The organism is Butyrivibrio sp. AE3006 (assembly GCF_000424165.1).
In the GTDB taxonomy this organism is placed as follows: Bacteria; Bacillota; Clostridia; order Lachnospirales; family Lachnospiraceae; genus Butyrivibrio.
The window spans coordinates 54,416-73,993 of the sequence record NZ_KE384144.1; the positions used below are offsets into that span (position 1 = coordinate 54,416).

Consider the following 19,578-nt stretch of genomic DNA (forward strand, 5'->3'; position numbering starts at 1 on the left):
CTGAATAAGTAAAACTTAAAATGGGATCGGCACATTGAAGTGTGCCGGTCCCGTTTTTTCATGCCATAAAAATATTATTCATGGTACAATACTAGTATAAAAAATCACGGAGGTAGGCTATGAATAACAGAGTTTTTCATGTTGATCACCAGATTGCCAATAAAAGTGTTGAGGATTCCATCACAGAGATCACAAGAGTGGTCCAGTATAATCAGATAAACGGATATGAGAGAATGTTTGGCGGAGAGCTTATGCGCTGGATCGATGAGGTTGCAGGTATGGTTGCCCTTAGACATGCAGGTACTCCCGTAACTACAGCTGCAATCGACAATATGCAGTTTAAGCAGCCTGTACTGCTCAACGACATCGTGGTTTTGATAGGAAGGATTACCCATGTGGGCAAGACCTCTATGGAGGTAAGAGTGGACACTTATGTTGAGGACCTTCGCACAGGTATGAGACATGTGGTGAACAGAGCTTATCTTACAGAGGTTTGCGTTGATGAGGACGGAAGACCCACCACGGTTCCTTATGGTCTGAATGTGCGCACTGAAGCTGAGAGAGCAGAGTGGCAGGGAGCTGAGAAGAGAATAGAGCTTCGCGTTCAGAGAAGAAAAGAAGGTTTTTAAGTATTATTAGTTAGAAGAGGTTTCAAGTGATAGATTACGAGGAAAAATATCACAGAGAGAAAAAACTGGCAGATCAGCTGATGCATGCCCTTGCCAAGGTTGCCGATGAGAACGGACATTATACCCACGATCATTCGGAGCGTGTGGCACTGTATTCCATGGAGATCGCCAAGCGCATGGGCAAAAGCAGGGCTGAGCAGTTTGAGATTTATCAGATGGGTCTTATGCATGATATCGGTAAGATTGGGATTCCCAACGAGATTATCAGTAAGGCTGAGTGTCTGATGGATGAAGAATATACCCTTATGAAAAAGCATCCTATGTTTGGTGCTAAGATTCTGCAGGATATCACTGAAATACCGGGTCTTGCAGTAGGAGCTCGATGGCATCATGAGAGATATGATGGCAACGGATATCCCGACGGTCTCAAGGGTGAGGCTATTCCTGAAGAAGCCAGGATCATAGCTATCGCCGATGCTTATGATGCCATGAGCTCTGAGAGATGTTATCAGGGTGTCATGAAGCAGAAAAAGGTCAGAAGCGAGATAGAGAAGGGCAGGGGCACACAGTTTGACCCTGAAATAGCTAATATTTTTTTGTCTATAATAGATGCTGATACTGAATATGTCATGAATTCTGAGGTTCCCACTTATATTATCAAAGAATTTTTCGGAAGGTTTGATGATTGACGAACAAAATTGAAAAAGAGGGCACATCGTGGTAAAATTCATACGGTGTTTAAGTAAACACCCGGCGTGATAATTTGCGCCGGTGAACTTTTTTTGTTTAGATTCCAATTTTTATTTTTTATCCAGGAGGTACATATAATGAGTAAGAGTTTCGATGATATCCTTGCCAAGCTTAAGACAGCCAGCACCAAAAAGCTTGCAGTTGCATGCGCACAGGATGAACCTGTTCTTGAGGCTGTTAAACTTGCTAAGGAGCGCGGAATTGCTGATGCAATCCTTGTAGGTGATAAGGATGAGATTGAGAGAATCGCAGGTGAGATGGGCATGGACCTTTCTCAGTTTGAGATCATTGACGTGAAGGATACAGTTGAGGCTGCTACCAAGGCTGTTTCACTTGTACACGACGGCAAGGCTGATATCTACATGAAGGGTCAGCTTGATTCCAAGACTTTCCTTAAGTCAGTTCTTAATAAGGAAGTTGGTCTTCGTACAGGTCGTCCGCTTTCTCACGTTTGCGTATTTGAGATTCCCGGAATCGACCGTCTTCTTTTCCTTACAGACGTTGCATTCATGCCTTATCCCACACTTGAAGATAAGAAGGTTATCATTGAATATACAGTTAACGTAGCAAGAGCTTGCGGTGTTGAGTGCCCTAAGGTTGCTCCTCTTGCAGCAGTGGAAGTTGTTAACGATAAGATGCCTGTTACAGTTGAGGCAGCAGAGCTCACACGCCTTAACGAAGCTGGCGAGATTAAGAACTGCATCGTTGACGGACCTCTTTCCATGGACCTTGCTATTGATCCTTCAGCAGCTGAGCACAAGGCTGGCGCTAAGGACCGTAAGATTGTCGGTGATGCTGATATTCTTCTTTTCCCTGACATCCACGCAGGTAACCTTACATACAAGACCATCGTTCGTCTTGCAACAGTTAAAAACGGTAACATCTTAACAGGAACACAGGCTCCCGTTATCCTTACATCACGTTCTGATTCTGTTGAGGTTAAGCTCAACTCTATCGCACTTGCAGCAGTAGTAGCAGAAGAGAAAAATTTATAATAATGAGCCCTCATCCGGCACTTCGTGCCACCTTCCCCCAAAGGGGGAAGGCATGAATGCTTTGCCTTCTTACCAAGGGGGGAAGACATGAATGCTTTGCCTTCTTACCAAGGGGGGGAAGACATGAATGCTTTGCCTTCTGCCCAAGGGGGAAGGCATGAATGCTTTGCCTTCTCCCCTTGGGGAGAAGGTGTCACCGTAGGTGACGGATGAGGGAGAAGGAGACAATTATGATCAAAAGTTTAATCATTAATCCGGGTTCCACATCTACCAAGCTTGGTATTTTTGAGGATGAGACTCTTACAATGGAGGAGACTCTCCGCCATCCCACAGAGGAGATTGCCAAGTACGACCACATCATCGATCAGCTTGGCTGGAGAAAAGAGCTTATTCTTAACTTCCTTAAGAGTGCTGATCAGGACGTTAAGTCCTTCAATGTAATAGTGGGTCGTGGCGGACTTGTTAAGCCCATTCCCGGTGGTACATACGCAGTTAATGATGCACTTATCAAGGATCTTAAGGCAGGTGTTCAGGGTGAGCACGCTAGTAACCTTGGCGGACTTCTTGCAAAAGAGATCGCAGACGAGATCGGTGTTCCTTCATATATCGTAGATCCCGTTGTAGTTGATGAGCTTTGTGAAGAGGCAAGAGTTACAGGTCTTCCTCAGATCCCGAGAGTTTCAATTTTCCATGCACTTAATCAGAAGGCTGTTGCCAGAAGATATGCAAAGGAAATCGGCAAAAAGTACGAGGACATCAATCTTGTAGTAGTTCACCTTGGCGGCGGTGTTTCCGTAGGTGCTCACAAGAATGGTCAGATCATAGATGTATTCAACGCTCTTGATGGTGACGGCGCTATGTCTCCTGAGCGTGCAGGCGGACTTCCTACAGGTGGTCTTATCCGTCTTTGCTTCTCAGGTGAGTATTCTGAGGCTGAGGTTCGCAAGATGGCAGTTGGTAAGGGCGGCTTCAATGCTTGGCTTGGCACCAACGACATGAGAGAAGTTGTTAAGATGAGAGATGAAGGCGATGAGAAGGCTAAGCTTGTTATCGATGCATTCATCTTCCAGCTTGCTAAGAACATCGGATCAATGGCAGCTGTTCTTGACGGCAAGGTTGATCAGATCATTATTACAGGCGGTATCGCTTACAATGCTCCTATCATGGAGAGATTATCAGCTAAGGTTAAGTTTATCGCTCCTGTAACAGTTTATCCCGGTGAGGATGAGCTTCTTGCACTTGCACAGGGGGCTCTCCGTGTAATGAACGGTGAGGAACAGGCTAAGATTTACGAGTAATACTTAGAGTTCTGATATTTTAAGAAAAGATAAGCCCTTCCGGGTACTTACCGGAGGGGCTTTTTTGAAAAGCTATACAAAAGAGGAATGTATGAAGGTATTTTTGGTTGAAGACGAGTTTGTTGTGAGGGAAGGCATAAAAAACAATGTGGACTGGGCTGCCCACGGCTATGAGTTTTGCGGAGAAGCAGGTGATGGGGAGCTTGCTTATTCAATGATACAGAAGTTAAAGCCGGACATTGTAATTACTGATATTAAGATGCCCTTTATGGACGGGCTTACACTGAGCCGCATGATCAAGGAAGAATTTCCCTGGATAGAGATTATTCTTCTCACAGGTTATGAGGACTTTCAGTATGCCACAGAGGCCATAAGAATAGGTGTATCCTGCTATCTCTCTAAGCCCATCAGCGGTGAGAGTCTCCTTAAAGAGGTGGACGCTGTAGCCAGGAGGATAGAGGAGAGGCAGGAAGAGGTTGAAGCAAAAAAGCGTTACGAAGAGGACATGGAAGAGCGGATGGAGCTGGAAAAACAGGAGTTTTTCAGCGATCTCGTAACAGGCAACAAGGAGTTTTCAGAGCTTTTAGAGAATGCCAAGAAGCTTTCAATCGATATTACCGCAATCAGATATAACATTTTGATGCTGAGGGTATGGTCAGGCAAACGTGATGCGAGAGAATATTCAGGAAGCGTCGTTGAAGTTGAGCAGGGAATCCGCAGGATTGCGGAAAAATACAGCGCTATCTATTTTAATTTAAATATAGAAGGCATCGCTCTTTTATTTAAGGCTGATGATGAAGCTTCTTTATCAGGCAGTATAGAGCGTTGCATACAGGAGATAAAAAGACTTTTATTTGAATATAAGCACGTACGCTATTTTGGCGGTGTAGGCAGAAGTGTTGACAGGATAAGTGAGATTCCTGCCTGCTTTGGATGGGCCAGCAGAGCCTTTGCCCATATGTATCTGACAGAAGATAGCGGATTTTTATTTGGCACGGAAGAAGCTCTCAAGGGTGGGAGCGACAATGTTATCCTGTCAGAGATAGATCCAAGGCACATTGACAGACGCCTTATCAAGGAATTTTTAAGACGTGGTGAGAAGTCTGAGACAGAGTTTTTTGTGGAAGAGTTCATTAACGGCATGGGCAGAAGCGCCATAAGATCTACTCTTATCAGACAGTATGTGGCAATGGATTTCTATTTTTGCGTATCTGATTTTCTTGAGAATGAGCTTGGAATTTCCAGAAAGGACCTCAGTGAAGAGGTGGAGACTCCTACGCCTGAGATTCTGGCAGATGAGGAGAAGACTCAGAAGTATATGGCGAGAATCATCAATCAGGTGCTTGCTGTCAGGGAGGCTGATTCAAAGGGACGTTACAGCGATGTTGTAAGTGAAGTTATCTCCTATATTGAGAAGAATTACACAGATGATGAGCTTTCGCTTAATACGCTGGCAGCTCACGTTAATTTTTCACCCAATCACTTAAGTGCTATTTTTAAGGCACAGACGGGACAGCCCTTTATCAAGTACTTAACTGACTACCGTATGAATGCTGCTAAGGAGCTTCTTGTCACTACTTCAAAGAAGAGCAACGAGATAGGACTTATGGTGGGCTATAAGGATCCACACTATTTTTCATATACTTTCAAGAAGACCCAGGGCATGACCCCGACACAGTACAGAAGCGGAAGTTCTCCGGAGGTAAGCTGATATGGAGTTTCTAAAAAGAAGAAACAGATCAAAATCACACCTTGCGGACCAGATAAGACTTTCCTATCTGATACTGCTTCTTCCCAATATTGTTTTCATGTTTTATGCGTTCTTTAATCTGTGGACCATAAACGAGCGCTACAATGATATGCTTAATTCCGTGGTTGCAGCCAGTGAGTTCAGTTTGGACTTCAAGGAAAAGTTTGACTATGAGACCTATCTTTTAATAGTAGGAAATGTGTCTCCCGAGGAGTCTGCGATACCTCAGCTGATATCGGATGCAAGGGGTGTTGTCCACAGGCTTGAGGGCATGACCGATACTGAGGACAATGTGAAGCGTCTAGAGAGCGCAGGGAAATACCTTGATAACCTTGAGGGATACATCGCTCATATCGAAGACAACATGAACTACGAGGATAAGTATGACGACAACATGACTATCTGGGAGAACGACGTTCAGATAGTTACGTCCCTTATCAAGGAGACCATCAACGAGTATATCTATTATGAAAACAAGCAGCTTCAGACTGCCCAGGAGGAGACAAGTGCCTTTTTCCTTAACACGGCAAAGGTTTCTATAGGTATCTTTATTTTCATAGTGGTCAGTATTGTTTTCGTATCATTGGTTGGTCCTGTCATCATCACAAGACCCATCGAGGAGCAGGTAAAAGAAGAGCAGAAGCAGCTTCGTAAGGCTGAGTTCGAGCTTTTGCAGGCACAGATAAATCCTCACTTTTTATATAACACCCTTGATGCCATTGTTTGGTCTGCGGAGGCGGGGAACCAGAAGCAGGTTGTTAAGATGGTTGGCAGCCTCTCTGACTTTTTCAGGACTTCTCTTAACAAGGGTAAGGAGATCGTCACCATAAAAGAGGAGCTTCAGCACGTAAGAAGTTATCTGGAGATTCAGCAGATCAGATATCAGGATATTCTTACCTATGAGATTGATGCTGAGGATGAGATTGGGGGATACAAGATTCCCAAGATTACGGTTCAGCCCATAGTTGAGAATGCGCTTTATCACGGAATAAAAAATAAGCGGGGAGGCGGAAAGATCACTGTAAACGGCAAGTCCGACGGTGATGATATCGTGATAACGGTTCATGACGATGGAATGGGTATGGATTTTGACAGGCTCCAGCAGGTACAGCAGAGTCTTGTTTCCGGCGATGAAAATGAAAAGGCGATCTATGGTCTTTATAATGTAAATGAGAGAATACGTCTGGAGTTTGGTGAAGAATACGGTATAAAAATCGAGAGTATTCACGGCATTGGAACCACAGTTACGGTTCGTCTGCCGAAAATCTTAACCTGAATCGTAAAAAATTCAACTTTTCAATTCAAGATGATAAAAATTCCAACTTTATAAAGTTTTTTATTCAATGGCTTTTTTTCTCCAAAAATCTAAAATATTAACTAACAGGGACGAAGTCCCAATATTCACATCATATTTTTTGGAGGGAAAAAGTTATGAGAAGAAAGTTATTGTCAGTAATTATGGCATCCGCTATGACACTTAGCTTAGTAGCATGTGGCGGCGGCGCAGCAGAGAGCACAACTACAGAAGCTCCTGCAGCAACAGAGGAAACAGCAACAGAGGAAACAGCAACAGAGGAAACAGCAGCTGAGGAGCCTGCAGCAGAAGAAGCAGCAGAAGAGCCCGCAGCAGAAGAGACAGCAGCTGAGGACACAGCAGCTTCAGGCGACCTTATCAAGGTTGGTATCATCAACAACGATCCTAACGAGTCCGGCTATCGTACAGCTAACGATGCTGACCTCAAGGCTACATTCACAAAAGAGAACGGCTATGATGCATCATTTGCATACAGCTTAAAGAATGATGAGCAGATCGCAGCAGCTCAGACATTCATTCAGGACGAAGTAGATTACCTTCTTCTTTCCGCAGCTGATACAGCAGGCTGGGATTCAGTTCTTCAGGATGCTCAGGCAGCAGGAATCAAGGTTATCCTTTTCGACCGTACAATCGATGCAGATCCCAGCCTCTATGAAGCTTCTATCGTTTCAGATATGGCTAAGGAAGGCGAGACAGCAGTTACATGGCTTGCAGGTCAGGGACTTGACGAGTACAACATAATCCACCTTCAGGGTGTTATGGGTTCAGCAGCTCAGCAGGGACGCAGCGGCGCTCTTGATGAGAAGGTTGCAGCAGAAGCTAACTGGAACATCGTTAACCAGCAGACAGCTGAGTGGAACGCTGAGAAAGCACAGCAGATCGTTCAGTCAGTTATCGATTCCGGCGAGAAGTTCAACGTAATCTATGCTGAGAACGACGATATGGCTAAGGGTGCAGTTGCAGCTCTTGACGCAGCTGGTATCTCACACGGTGTTGGCAAAGACGTTATCGTAATGGGCTTTGACTGCAACAAGTGGGCACTTGAAGAGCTCCTTGCTCAGAACTGGAACTATGATGGACAGTGCAATCCTTTCCAGTCAAGCTACATCGATGAGATCATCAAGACTCTTGAGAGCGGCGGATCACTTTCAGAGAAGACCATCATCATGGACGAGAAGGGCTTCGATGCAAGCACAATCACTCAGGAAGATGTTGATAACTACGGCATATAATAGTATTGATGCGTAGCAATTTGGTTATCAATTTAAATTAGTCTATTCAGCGCGGTGCGGAGAAGTGTCCGCACCGCGCATTTTTTAAGAAGCGAGGTAGAACCGGTGGAAGAAAACAGAGTGCTCGAAATGCGAGGCATAAATAAATCGTTTCCGGGCGTTAAGGCATTGCAGAACGTGGATTTTAACCTGGGTAAAGGTGAGATTCATGCTCTGATGGGCGAAAACGGTGCCGGAAAATCCACACTGATCAAGGTGCTTACCGGAGTGTATTCCAAGGACTCAGGAACTATCAGCCTTCAGGGGAAAGGTGAGGTTGCCATTCATTCACCTCAGGATGCACAAAAAAACGGTATCAGTACTGTTTATCAGGAAATAACGCTCTGCCCCAACCTTACTGTTGCTGAGAACATGTTCATCGGCAGAACACAGGGAGTCATCACCAACTGGAAGAAGATAAATGAAGACGCTGACAAGCTCCTTCAGAATCTGGATATCCCTGCCAAGGCAACGCAGCAGCTTTCCAACTGCTCAATCGCAGTTCAGCAGATGGTTGCCATTGCAAGAGCCGTTGATATGGAGTGTGAGGTTCTGATTCTGGATGAGCCTACATCATCTCTTGATGAGCAGGAGGTTGAGAAACTCTTTAACCTGATGAGAAATCTGAAAAACAGAGGTGTTGGAATTATTTTCGTAACACACTTCCTTGATCAGGTATATGAGGTATGTGACAAGATCACCGTTCTCAGAGACGGTCAGCTTGTGGGAGAGTATGAAATTAAAGATCTGCCCAGAGTTCAGCTGGTTGCCAAGATGCTTGGCAAGGAGATGGACGATCTCTCAGATATTAAGGGAGAGAGCGGCGGATACGAGGGAGCAGATGCAAATGATAAAATCTTTGAAGCAAGCGAGCTTCAGAGTGATGCTGGCATTAAGCCCTTCGATTTTTATATCAAAAAAGGAGAGGTCAACGGATTTACAGGACTTCTCGGATCAGGCCGAAGCGAGTGCGTTCGTGCTATCTTTGGTGCTGACAGAGTTCTTGGCGGTAAGGTCAAGATGCATGGCAAGGAGGTTAAGATTAACAAGCCCCTTGATGCAATGAAGAACGGAATTGCTTATCTTCCTGAGGACAGAAAGGTTGATGGTATCATTGGGGATCTTTCAGTAAGAGATAACATCATACTTGCGCTTCAGGTGCTTAAGGGATTTTTCAAGCCCTTCTCAAAGGCACAGGCTTATGCTTTTGCAGACGAATATATTAAGAAGTTAAACATTAAAACTGCTTCTGCGGACACACCGATTAAGTCACTTTCCGGTGGTAATCAGCAGAAGGTTATCCTTGCCAGATGGCTGCTTATGCATCCTGAATATCTGATCCTTGATGAGCCTACAAGAGGTATCGACGTAGGAACCAAGGTAGATATCCAGAAGCTTGTCCTTGATCTTGCAAAGGACGGCATGAGTGTAACCTTCATTTCATCTGAGACAGATGAGATGCTGAGAACCTGCTCAAGGCTTGTTGTCATGAGAGACCGCAAGGTTGTAGGAGAGTTGTCGGGTGGTGATCTTACCCAGAACAAGATCATGAGTACGATTGCAGGGGAGAGTAAGGTATGAGTAAGATAGAAAAAAATGAGCAGAGCTTTCTTAAAAGGCTCGTAAGTAATCAGCTCTTTATACCGGTTATAGCGCTTCTTTTGCTGTCGGTTATAAATCTGATAAATGATCCCGGATTTTTCAAAATAACACTGGGAACAAATAATGCAGGTAATCCTGTTCTTTCAGGATATCTGATCACCATCCTGGACTACGGTTCAGAACTTGGTATTCTTGCAATCGGAATGACACTTGTAACTGCTGCTTCAGGCGGACAGGATATTTCGGTCGGAGCTACAATCGCTATCGCAGGTTCTGCAATGCTTAGAGTTCTCTGCGGCGGTGTTTCAAGACCTACTGAACTGGCAGCACCTGTAATCGTTGCATTTCTTGTAGCCTGCGTGGTTGGTATGCTCTGCGGAGCCTTCAACGGAATGCTGGTCTCGGTGTTTAAGATACAGCCCATGATAGCGACGCTGATACTTTTCACGGCTGGAAGATCAATCGCAGCGTGGATCAACAACAACGAGCTGCCCATCGTTCCTGACCCGAAGTTTGGTTACTTTGGCGGATTTATTCCCGGAATTCCGATTCCGACAACAGTTTTCATAGTTATCGCTTGTATTATAGTTATCGCACTTGTTCTTAAGTTTACAAACCTTGGACTTTACACACAGGCAGTTGGTATCAACGAGAGTTCTTCAAGACTTAACGGTATCAATCCTACCTTTATAAAGTTCCTCAGCTTTGTAATCCTTGGACTTTGCGTAGCTGTTGCAGCTCTTATCAAGGTCAGCAGACTTTCAACCATCAACTATTCTGTAATTGCAAAGGATATAGAGATGGATGCGATCCTTGCGGTTGCACTTGGCGGTAACGCACTTTCAGGTGGTAAGTTCAATATGTGGGCTTCAATCCTTGGAGCTTATGTAATACAGTTTTTGACAACTACCCTTTATAAGTTCAATGTTTCTTCAGATGCACTTGCAGCTTACAAGGCAGTAGTAGTTATCCTCCTTGTTGTTTTCTCTGCTCCCAAGGTAAGAGAGTCTATGAGTGGTTTAGTGAAAAAAGCCACAGCTAAGAAGGGGGTGGCTTAAATGAAAGAAGCAAATGAAAAGAAGGGCTTTTTGTCCAAAATGAATGATACAAGCCTCCTCCTGGCGATTACTATTGTAATCTTCTTCCTTATGTATATAGGAGCAATAGTGTTCCAGGGAGGCGGATTTACAAAGCCTCAGATGTTTTTCAACATCCTCAATTCCAATGCGGCTCTTATCATCACAGCCTGCGGAATGAGCGTGGTTATGATCTCCGGCGGTATCGATATCTCTGTAGGCGGCGTTGTTGCACTTGTTTCCATGTGCTGTGCTGTGTACCTTGATTATCATGATGGTAGTATCTTTGGTTCTATCCTTATCGCTCTTGGAATCGGTGTTGCTTACGGTATAGTACAGGGCTTCTTGGTTGCTTACCTTGATATCCAGCCCTTTATCGTATCCCTTGCAGGTATGTTCTTTGCAAGAGGTATGACCACTATCGTAAACACAGCTCCCTTCAACGTAGCTGATGAGGAGTTCACAGCTCTTAAGCTTACGAGAATTTATGTGCCCGGAATGGGAACAGTTAATAAAAAAGGCATTTACGTACCTGCTTATGTAGAAATTGGTGTAATCGTAGCGCTGATAATTGTGGTATTATTGTTTGTGGTGCTCAGATGGACCAAGCTTGGAAGAAGCTTCTATGCAGTAGGCGGAAACAAGCAGAGTGCGCTTATGCTCGGCATTAACGTTCAGAGGACAAAATTTATCTCACACATGATCTGCTCAGTTCTTGCGGGAATCGGCGGATATGTGTACTTCCTTCACGTTGGATCCGGTTCAGCTTCACATGCCATGGGTATGGAAATGAACGCAATAGCATCCTCCATCATCGGAGGTACGATGCTTACAGGTGGTGTCGGCAATATCATAGGCACACTTTTTGGTGTTCTGTCACTTAGTACAATTCAGAATATCGTTGCGTCCGCAGGTCTTGATCAGGCTTGGTGGACCGGAATCACCATAGCAGCTATGCTCTGCGTATTCTTGCTGATCCAGAGTGTTGTTATGGCACAGAAAAAGAAGGCAGTTAAAAGCTAATGAAAAAAGCCATTTATGTTACCACAATGCTGCTCCTTACGCTGGCACTTTTTGCCGGCTGCGGGAGCAGCAGTGCTAATGAAGAAAATAAAAATGAGACGGAAGCAGCGCAGGTCAACAGGATAACTGTTGGCTTTTCGCAGCTTGGCGCAGAATCCGATTGGAGAAATACCAACACGGAGTCGATGCAGAGCGCTTTTACCAAGGAAGCGGGCTATAACCTCATATATAAAAACGGTCAGCAGAAACAGGCCAATCAGATCACTGCCGTAAGGACTTTTATTCAGCAGGATGTTGATTATATTGTTCTTGCACCTGCCACAGAGACAGGCTGGGATACGGTTTTATCTGAAGCAAAGGAAGCGAACATCCCTGTAATCCTGGTTGACAGAAGAGTTGATACAGCGGATAAAAGCCTTTATTCCTGTTGGGTGGGATCTGATTTTGAATTAGAGGCAAAGAAGCTTACAGCCTGGATTAAGAACTATACCATTAAGAGAGGAATTGCTCCGGGAGAGCTTCATATAGTAAACATTCAGGGTACCATGGGCTCCACAGCCCAGATAGGACGTACCAGAGGCCTTGCAAATGCAGCAAGGGAGAATCACTGGGAGATTATCTCAGAGACCAGCGGCGATTTCACGGAAGCCAAGGGCAGAGAGGTCATGGCCGCACTTTTAAAGAGATTTGATAATATCAATGTGGTTTATTGCGAGAACGACAATATGGCAATCGGCGCAATTGATGCCATTGAGAGCGCAGGCGGTCATGTTGGCGGTGATATCATGAACGGAGACATAATGGTCGTATCCTTTGATGGCGTAAACAAAGAGTCTCTGGAATATTGTAAAGAAGGAAAAATATCCTGCATAGCTGAGTGCAATCCCCTTCACGGGCCCAGGGTAAAGGCACTTATTGAGGCTTTGGAGAGTGGCAACACCCCTGAGAAATTCAACTATGTGGATGAAAAGATATATAGTTCGATAGAAGACGTGATCAGTGTAGTTGTAGACGGCGAGAAATACGAAGTAGAGAAGCCGGAGTAAAACGTGCATCTCTGCGGAGTGCTATGGAAACGGGGATTTTGCCCATGGCCATAGTTGATTAAGTTACTTAAATTTGATACAATGTCATTTGTGATTTTGTCTTTATAGAGCGGGAGGCGAATCGTATTATGTTACTGCTTCCTGCTTTTTATATGCACAGAATATACAGACGTAATTATTTTTATGGAGCGATAAGAAATGAGTATTATTGATAAGATTATCGGTACACACAGTGAGAGAGAGCTTAAGCGTATTCAGAGTACTGTAGATAAGATTGAGAGCCTGCAGCCTGAGATGAAGAAGCTCACTGACGACGAGCTTAAGGCTAAGACCGATGAATTCAAGAAGAGACTTGAGGGCGGCGAGACACTTGATGATATTTTGCCTGAGGCCTACGCAACAGTGCGTGAGGCAGCATGCAGAGTTCTTGGTATGGAACACTTCCGCGTTCAGCTTATTGGTGGCGTTATTCTCCACCAGGGTCGTATAGCCGAGATGCGTACCGGTGAAGGTAAGACACTTGTAGCAACACTTCCTTCATATCTTGATGCACTTGAAGGCAAGGGCGTACATGTAGTTACCGTCAATGATTATCTTGCAAAGCGTGATGCTGAGTGGATGGGAAAGGTTCACGAGTTCCTCGGCCTTACAGTCGGTGTTGTTCTCAACAGCATGACAAGTGAGGAGAGACAGGCAGCTTATGGCTGTGACATCACTTATGTAACCAACAACGAGCTTGGTTTCGATTATCTTCGTGACAACATGGCTATCTACAAAGAGCAGTGCGTACTTAGAGGTTTGAATTACGCTATCATCGACGAGATAGACTCAATCCTTATCGACGAAGCCCGTACACCTCTTATCATTTCCGGTCAGAGTGACAAGTCCACCAAGCTTTACGAGGCCTGCGATATTCTTGCCAAGCAGATGACTCGTGGTGAGGACCAGGAAGAGTTCTCCAAGATGGATGCCATCATGGGTATCGAGCAGGAGGAGACAGGCGACTTCATAGTTAATGAGAAGGACAAGATTGTCAATCTTACAGCACAGGGTGTTGCAAAGGTTGAGAATTTCTTCCGTATAGATAACCTTGCAGATCCTGAGAACCTTGAGATCCAGCACAATATCATTCTGGCTCTCCGTGCTAACAACCTCATGTTCAAGGATCACGATTACATTGTAAAAGATGATGAGGTTCTCATAGTTGATGAGTTCACAGGACGTGTAATGCCCGGACGTCGTTATTCAGACGGTCTCCATCAGGCTATCGAAGCAAAAGAGCATGTTAAGGTTAAGCGTGAGTCCAAGACTCTTGCAACCATCACGTTCCAGAACTTCTTTAATAAATTCGAGAAAAAGTGCGGTATGACAGGTACAGCTCTTACAGAGGAGCGAGAGTTCCGTGATATTTACGGTATGGACGTTATCGAGATTCCTACCAACAAGCCTGTTGTACGTATTGACCATCAGGATGCTGTTTACAAGACCAAGAAAGAGAAGCTCAATGCGGTAGCTGATGCAGTTCAGGCTGCTCACGAGAAGGGACAGCCCGTTCTTGTAGGTACTATCACAATCGAGTCTTCAGAGGAAGTAAGTAAGCTCCTTAAAAAGCGCGGCATTCCACATAACGTTTTGAATGCCAAGTTCCATGAGATGGAAGCTCAGATAGTTGCAGAGGCAGGTAAGCATGGCGCCGTTACAATCGCAACTAACATGGCAGGTCGTGGTACCGATATTAAGCTTGATGATGAGGCAGTTGCTGCCGGCGGTCTTAAGATCATCGGTACTGAGAGACACGAAAGCAGACGTATTGATAACCAGCTCCGTGGACGTTCAGGACGTCAGGGAGATCCCGGTGAATCCAAGTTCTATCTTTCTCTGGAGGATAACCTCCTTAGATTGTTCGGTTCTGAGAGACTTATTTCAATGTTCAACTCTCTTGGAATTCCGGAAGGTCAGGAGATCGAGCACAAGGCTCTTTCCAAGGCTATTGAATCAGCTCAGAAGAAGATCGAGGATAACAACTATGGTATCCGTAAGAACCTTCTTGAGTATGACCAGGTTAACAACGAGCAGCGTGAGATCATCTATGATGAGCGTAGAAGAGTTCTTGACGGCGACAGCATGCGTGATACTGTTTACAAGATGATCACAGATATTGTAGAAGAGTCAGTTGAGACTGTTGTAGGTGAAGTTACAGATGCAGATGAGTGGAATCTTAAAGAGCTCAACGAGCTTCTGCTTCCTACAATCCCGCTTAAGAAGATCAACCGCGGACGTATCACCAAGCTTACCAAGAACGGACTTAAGCAGCAGCTTAAGGAAGAGGCAGTTAAGCTTTACGAGGAGAAGGAGGCTGAGTTCCCTGAGCCCGAGACTATCCGTGAGATAGAGCGTGTAATTCTCCTTAAGGTAATCGACAGAAAGTGGATGGACCACATTGATGATATGGATCAGCTCCGTCAGGGTATCGGCCTTCAGGCTTTTGCTCAGCGTGATCCTAAGCTTGAGTACAAGCTGGCAGGCTTCGAGATGTTCGATGAGATGACTCGCAACATCAAGGAAGATACTGTAAGACTTCTCTTCCATGTACACATTGAGGAGAAGGTAGAGCGTGAGCAGGTTGCTAAGGTAACCGGCACAAACAAAGATGAAAGTGCAGTAAAAGAGCCCAAGAAGCGCATGGAAGCCAAGGTTTATCCCAATGATCCCTGCCCTTGCGGAAGCGGCAAAAAATACAAGAACTGCCACGGAAGAGCACAGGCTTGACAGAATGTGTATAATTAATTTACTTGCTTGGTAGTGAAAATAGAGCCTTCCCCTTTTAGGGGAAGGTGGCTGCGAAGCAGCCGGATCAGGTTGTCCTTGGATAATAGAATATTAGTCCAAGCTTTTTTTATGGAAGGATATAAAAATGGTAGTTTTAGATCAGATGAAGGTTGAGCTTTCTAATCTTAGAGGTACTCTTGATGAGATTACAGCCTCACTTGACCTTGATTCAAAGAAGAAAATGATTGAAGAGTTATCCCGTGAGATGGAAGAACCTAATTTCTGGGATGACGCTGAAAAAGCCAATAAGAAGACAAGAAACCTTAAGAACATGCAGGATCTTGTTGAAGAGGTAGAGGGCCTTCACAAACAGTACGACGATATGATGGATCTCATCGACCTTCAGAACGAAGAGGGTGTTGATGATGACGATATGGCTGCAGAGATCAGAGAAGAGCTTGATCAGTTTGAAGATACTCTTGAGAAGATCCGTATCAGCAATCTTTTGAACGGACCTTATGATAAATATGATGTAATCCTCAGACTTAATGCAGGTGCCGGCGGAACAGAGGCATGCGACTGGGCATCAATGCTTTATAGAATGTACACCAGATGGGCAGAGAGAAAGGGCTTCACAACAGAGGTTCTTGACTATCTCGATGGTGATGAAGCAGGAATCAAGTCCGTTACATTCCAGATTTCAGGAACTAATGCTTACGGACTTCTTAAGTCAGAGCACGGTGTTCACAGACTTGTTCGTATCAGTCCTTTCAATGCACAGGCTAAGAGACAGACTTCATTCGTTTCCTGTGATATCATGCCTGATATTGAGGAAGATGTAGATATCGACATCAATCCTGATGACCTTAGAATTGATACATACCGTTCAAGTGGTGCCGGTGGACAGCACATCAATAAGACATCATCTGCTGTACGTATCACACATATTCCTACAGGTGTTGTAGTTGCTTGTCAGAATGAGCGTTCTCAGTTCCAGAACAAGGACAAGGCTATGCAGATGCTGAAGGCAAAGCTTTTCATTATGAAACAGGAAGAGCAGGCAGCCAAGCTTGCAGGCATCAGAGGTGAGGTAATGGATAACGCATGGGGAAGCCAGATTCGTTCCTACGTTCTTCAGCCTTACACAATGGTTAATGACACTCGTACAGGCTTCAAGGCTTCTAACGCAGACGGCGTTCTTGACGGAGATCTTGATCCCTTCATCAATGCATATCTTAAATGGCTGGCAACAGGCGGAAAGCCCGTTGGCGATACAGATGCAGAATAATGGCATCAGGAAGAATATGGCTAGTTGATGACAGAACTATATAAGATGAATTGAGAATTAAAGCGATCACGAAAGTGGTCGCTTTTTTCGTCTCGTGATTTCAGGTTTCGCGGGTTGCTTTTTTGACACATTCACGCTTATTTGGTAACATATACTTGTAATTTTATCGATATTTCGAGAAGTATAAGCTTTAGCATTTTTAATGAGGGGTTAATTATGGTTACAGTAAGTTTATGCATGATCGTTAAGGATGAAGAGGACAAACTGGCTACTTGTCTGGACTGTGTGAAGGATCTGGTTGATGAGATGATCATCGTGGATACCGGTTCTACAGATAAGACAGTGGAGATAGCGGAGTCCTACGGCGCGAAGGTCTTTAAATTCGCGTGGACCGGCGATTTTTCTGATGCGAGAAATTTTTCCTTTAGACAGGCTACATGTGAATATATTTACGCTGCTGATGCGGATGAGACGATAGACGAAGAGAACAGAGAACGTTTCAAACAGCTGAAAGAAGATATTGATGATCTCGATATCGATGTGGTTCAGATGTACTATTGCAATCAGCTCAGCCACAATACTGTTTATAACTATGACAGGGAGCTTAGACCCAAGCTTTTCAGAAGGGTAAGAAGCTTTGTTTGGCAGGATCCAATCCATGAGATCATCCAGCTTGATCCCGTTGTATGCAACAGCGAGGTGGAGATTCAGCACAATCCCACAGAGGATCACGGAGAAAGAGATCTGGCTGCCTTCAGAAGAGCTGTGGACATGGGAAGCTATATTTCCAAGAGACTTCACAATCTCTATGCAAGAGAGCTCTACATGGTAGGAACAAATGAGGATTTCATTCTGGCAAAGAAGTTCTTCTCTGATTCCATAATCGATACAGGAAGAGATCTTGATCAGATTAAGGAAGCAAGCTGCGTCCTTACTCATATAGCAGTTATCGAGGATGATGTTCTTGGAGTTCTTAAGTATGCACTTAAGGATGTGACTACTATCGCATCTAGTGAGATGTGCTACGAGCTTGGAGAATTCTACAGAAAGCGCGGAGATATCGACGAAGCTATTGTGTGGTATTTTAACGCAGCCTATGAGACATCTCCTATTCTGGACGTACATCACGGCGGCGATATGCCTATGCAGAAGCTGGCAGAGTGCTACAGAGAGCTTGGCAATCTGGAGCAGGCTGAGGATTACGAGAAGGAAGCTGCCCGCTGGGAGCCTCCAAAGCCTGAGTGATAGGGATAGTAGAAAGGTCAAATAAGGAAATAGGTTAGGATAAAGGTGATCACTTGAGGGGGTCACCTTTTTTATGGGGATAATAGATCGTATTGGATCATATTCGGAAGTATTCGAAAGTGACGGCCGAGAGTGTGGCTTTCGAAGGCAAAGGCGGCTGTGACTGTCAGTTTAATCTTTGGTCTGCTTGTTGACTACTCTATCTGACATGGAATATCAGTCAACCCCAAAGCCGCTTCGCGGTGCGCACAGCGCAGGGTTGACTGATACTCCATGCCAGATATTTTGTAGTCAAACAGATCAAGGATATTTTTGCGCCATTGCGCGATAATTTAACAGTTAAGAGGGAGATTACAGCGTGGCAGGTCTCTGCGGGGAGACACGCGGTAATAATAGGGCAGAATTACCGCGCAGGAGGGCTTTTTGGAGAAGTGCGCAGCAATAATAGGTTAAGATAGTGAATGATTGCAGCGACATGGCTTGTATATAGCGCTCGCGCGGCAATAATAGGGCAGAATTACCGCGCAGAAGGACTTAACAGAGAAGTGCGTGGTAATAATTGGCTAAGATGGCGATGGATTGCAGCGACATGGCTTGTATATAGCGCTCGCACGGTAATGGTAGTGCAAAGTTACTGCGCAGGAGGGCTTTTTGGAGAAGTGCGCAGCAATAATAGGTTAAGATAGTGAATGATTGCAGTGACATAGCTTGATTCTAGGCTGTGCGCGGTAATACCAAAACAAAATTACTGCGAAGCTACACAAATACTAGAAGTACGCTGCATTTTCGTATTCTTCCGGTACGAAACATAATATTTCTGATTTAGAAGTTTCAAGCAGAGGAATCTTAGGAAAAGCCCGAAATAGAGGCGTGAAACAGGGAGAGGTCAGAGAATATGGAAGTTTCAAGCAGAGGAAATCGGGAAAGAGCCTCAAATAGAGGCGTGGAGCGAGGTGAGATCAGGGGATTTAGAGGGTTCAAGCAGAGGAAATCGGGAAAGTTACCGAAATATAGGCGTGGAGTAAGGAGAGGCCAGAGGATTAAGACGGTTTAAGCAGAGGAAATCGGGAAAGTTCCCGAAATAGAGGCGTGGAGCAAGGAGAGATCAGGGGATTTAGAAGTTTCAAGCAGAGGAATTTGAGGAAAAGCCGGAAATAGAGGCGTGGAGCGAGGTGAGATCAGGGGATTTAGAAGTTTCAAGCAGAGGAATCTTAGTAAAAGCCCGAAATAGAGGCGCGGAGCAAGGAGAGATCAGCGGATTTAGAAGGTTTAAGCAGAGGAAATTGGGAAAACGTCTCAAATAGAGGCATGGAGCAAGGAGAGATCAGCGGATTTAGAAGTTTCAAGCAGAGGAAATCGGGAAAGTTACCGAAATAGAGGCGTGAAACAGGTAGAGACCAGAGAATTTGGGAGGTTCAAGCAGAGGAATCTTAGGAAAAGCCCGAAATAGAGGCGTGAAACAGGTAGAGGCTAGAGAATATGGAAGTTTCAAGCAGAGGAAATCGGGAAAAAGGCTAAAAT

General features: G+C 44.8%; 14 protein-coding genes. All 14 read left to right on the forward strand.

Features of this window, described 5'->3' with window-relative positions; all coding sequences use genetic code 11:
• Nucleotides 1–119: 119 nt before the first annotated feature.
• The 14 genes from G603_RS0115965 to G603_RS20770 all read left to right on the forward strand — a co-directional run bounded on the left by G603_RS0115965 (nt 120) and on the right by G603_RS20770 (nt 18,057).
• Nucleotides 120–629 carry an acyl-CoA thioesterase gene (locus tag G603_RS0115965; protein ID WP_051197941.1) on the forward strand — a complete coding sequence of 170 codons (510 nt, stop codon included), beginning with the start codon at nt 120–122 and terminating at the stop codon, nt 627–629.
• Between the two features lie 26 nt (nt 630–655).
• Nucleotides 656–1,318, forward strand: a complete 663-nt coding sequence (locus G603_RS20765; protein ID WP_051197942.1) for an HD-GYP domain-containing protein — start codon at nt 656–658, stop codon at nt 1,316–1,318.
• A 138-nt stretch (nt 1,319–1,456) separates the two neighbouring features.
• Entirely contained in the window at nt 1,457–2,374 is a 918-nt protein-coding gene (ptb, locus tag G603_RS0115975) for a phosphate butyryltransferase (RefSeq protein WP_026496118.1), read from the forward strand.
• A gap of 230 nt (nt 2,375–2,604) precedes the next feature.
• Nucleotides 2,605–3,672, forward strand: a complete 1,068-nt coding sequence (gene buk, locus G603_RS0115985; protein WP_035793740.1) for a butyrate kinase — start codon at nt 2,605–2,607, stop codon at nt 3,670–3,672.
• Nucleotides 3,673–3,736: 64 nt separating this feature from the next.
• The gene (locus tag G603_RS0115990; RefSeq protein WP_026670848.1) at nt 3,737–5,383 is read left to right on the forward strand and encodes a response regulator transcription factor; all 1,647 of its coding nucleotides are present in this window, start codon (nt 3,737–3,739) and stop codon (nt 5,381–5,383) included.
• 1 nt (nt 5,384) lies between these two features.
• A complete protein-coding gene (locus tag G603_RS0115995; RefSeq protein WP_026670849.1) occupies nt 5,385–6,698 on the forward strand; it encodes a sensor histidine kinase in 1,314 nt (437 codons plus the stop codon).
• Between the two features lie 155 nt (nt 6,699–6,853).
• Nucleotides 6,854–7,969 carry an ABC transporter substrate-binding protein gene (locus tag G603_RS0116000; RefSeq protein ID WP_026670850.1) on the forward strand — a complete coding sequence of 372 codons (1,116 nt, stop codon included), beginning with the start codon at nt 6,854–6,856 and terminating at the stop codon, nt 7,967–7,969.
• Between the two features lie 105 nt (nt 7,970–8,074).
• Nucleotides 8,075–9,589 carry a sugar ABC transporter ATP-binding protein gene (locus tag G603_RS0116005; protein WP_026524869.1) on the forward strand — a complete coding sequence of 505 codons (1,515 nt, stop codon included), beginning with the start codon at nt 8,075–8,077 and terminating at the stop codon, nt 9,587–9,589.
• Nucleotides 9,586–10,668: an ABC transporter permease gene (locus tag G603_RS0116010; RefSeq protein ID WP_026524870.1), complete on the forward strand. Its 1,083-nt coding sequence runs from the start codon at nt 9,586–9,588 to the stop codon at nt 10,666–10,668. Before G603_RS0116005 ends, G603_RS0116010 begins: the two co-directional genes overlap by 4 nt.
• On the forward strand, nt 10,669–11,709 hold the full coding sequence (locus tag G603_RS0116015; protein ID WP_026524871.1) for an ABC transporter permease subunit: 1,041 nt from the start codon (nt 10,669–10,671) through the stop codon (nt 11,707–11,709).
• Nucleotides 11,709–12,755, forward strand: coding sequence for an ABC transporter substrate-binding protein (locus G603_RS0116020; RefSeq protein ID WP_026670851.1), 1,047 nt, complete (start codon nt 11,709–11,711; stop codon nt 12,753–12,755). Before G603_RS0116015 ends, G603_RS0116020 begins: the two co-directional genes overlap by 1 nt.
• A 198-nt stretch (nt 12,756–12,953) precedes the next feature.
• The gene (gene secA / locus G603_RS0116030; protein ID WP_026670852.1) at nt 12,954–15,524 is read left to right on the forward strand and encodes a preprotein translocase subunit SecA; all 2,571 of its coding nucleotides are present in this window, start codon (nt 12,954–12,956) and stop codon (nt 15,522–15,524) included.
• Between the two features lie 145 nt (nt 15,525–15,669).
• The gene (gene prfB / locus G603_RS0116035; protein WP_026524874.1) at nt 15,670–16,812 is read left to right on the forward strand and encodes a peptide chain release factor 2; all 1,143 of its coding nucleotides are present in this window, start codon (nt 15,670–15,672) and stop codon (nt 16,810–16,812) included.
• A 216-nt stretch (nt 16,813–17,028) separates the two neighbouring features.
• Entirely contained in the window at nt 17,029–18,057 is a 1,029-nt protein-coding gene (locus G603_RS20770) for a glycosyltransferase (protein ID WP_035793668.1), read from the forward strand.
• The last annotated feature ends 1,521 nt before the right edge of the window (nt 18,058–19,578 follow it).

Coding starts and splice junctions, on each gene's coding strand:
- G603_RS0115965 (WP_051197941.1), top strand. CDS start 120: ATGAATAACAGAGTTTTTCATGTTGATCACCAGATTGCCAATAAAAGT.
- ptb (WP_026496118.1), top strand. CDS start 1,457: ATGAGTAAGAGTTTCGATGATATCCTTGCCAAGCTTAAGACAGCCAGC.
- buk (WP_035793740.1), top strand. CDS start 2,605: ATGATCAAAAGTTTAATCATTAATCCGGGTTCCACATCTACCAAGCTT.
- G603_RS0115995 (WP_026670849.1), top strand. CDS start 5,385: ATGGAGTTTCTAAAAAGAAGAAACAGATCAAAATCACACCTTGCGGAC.
- G603_RS0116000 (WP_026670850.1), top strand. CDS start 6,854: ATGAGAAGAAAGTTATTGTCAGTAATTATGGCATCCGCTATGACACTT.
- G603_RS0116010 (WP_026524870.1), top strand. CDS start 9,586: ATGAGTAAGATAGAAAAAAATGAGCAGAGCTTTCTTAAAAGGCTCGTA.
- G603_RS0116015 (WP_026524871.1), top strand. CDS start 10,669: ATGAAAGAAGCAAATGAAAAGAAGGGCTTTTTGTCCAAAATGAATGAT.
- G603_RS0116020 (WP_026670851.1), top strand. CDS start 11,709: ATGAAAAAAGCCATTTATGTTACCACAATGCTGCTCCTTACGCTGGCA.
- secA (WP_026670852.1), top strand. CDS start 12,954: ATGAGTATTATTGATAAGATTATCGGTACACACAGTGAGAGAGAGCTT.
- prfB (WP_026524874.1), top strand. CDS start 15,670: ATGGTAGTTTTAGATCAGATGAAGGTTGAGCTTTCTAATCTTAGAGGT.
- G603_RS20770 (WP_035793668.1), top strand. CDS start 17,029: ATGGTTACAGTAAGTTTATGCATGATCGTTAAGGATGAAGAGGACAAA.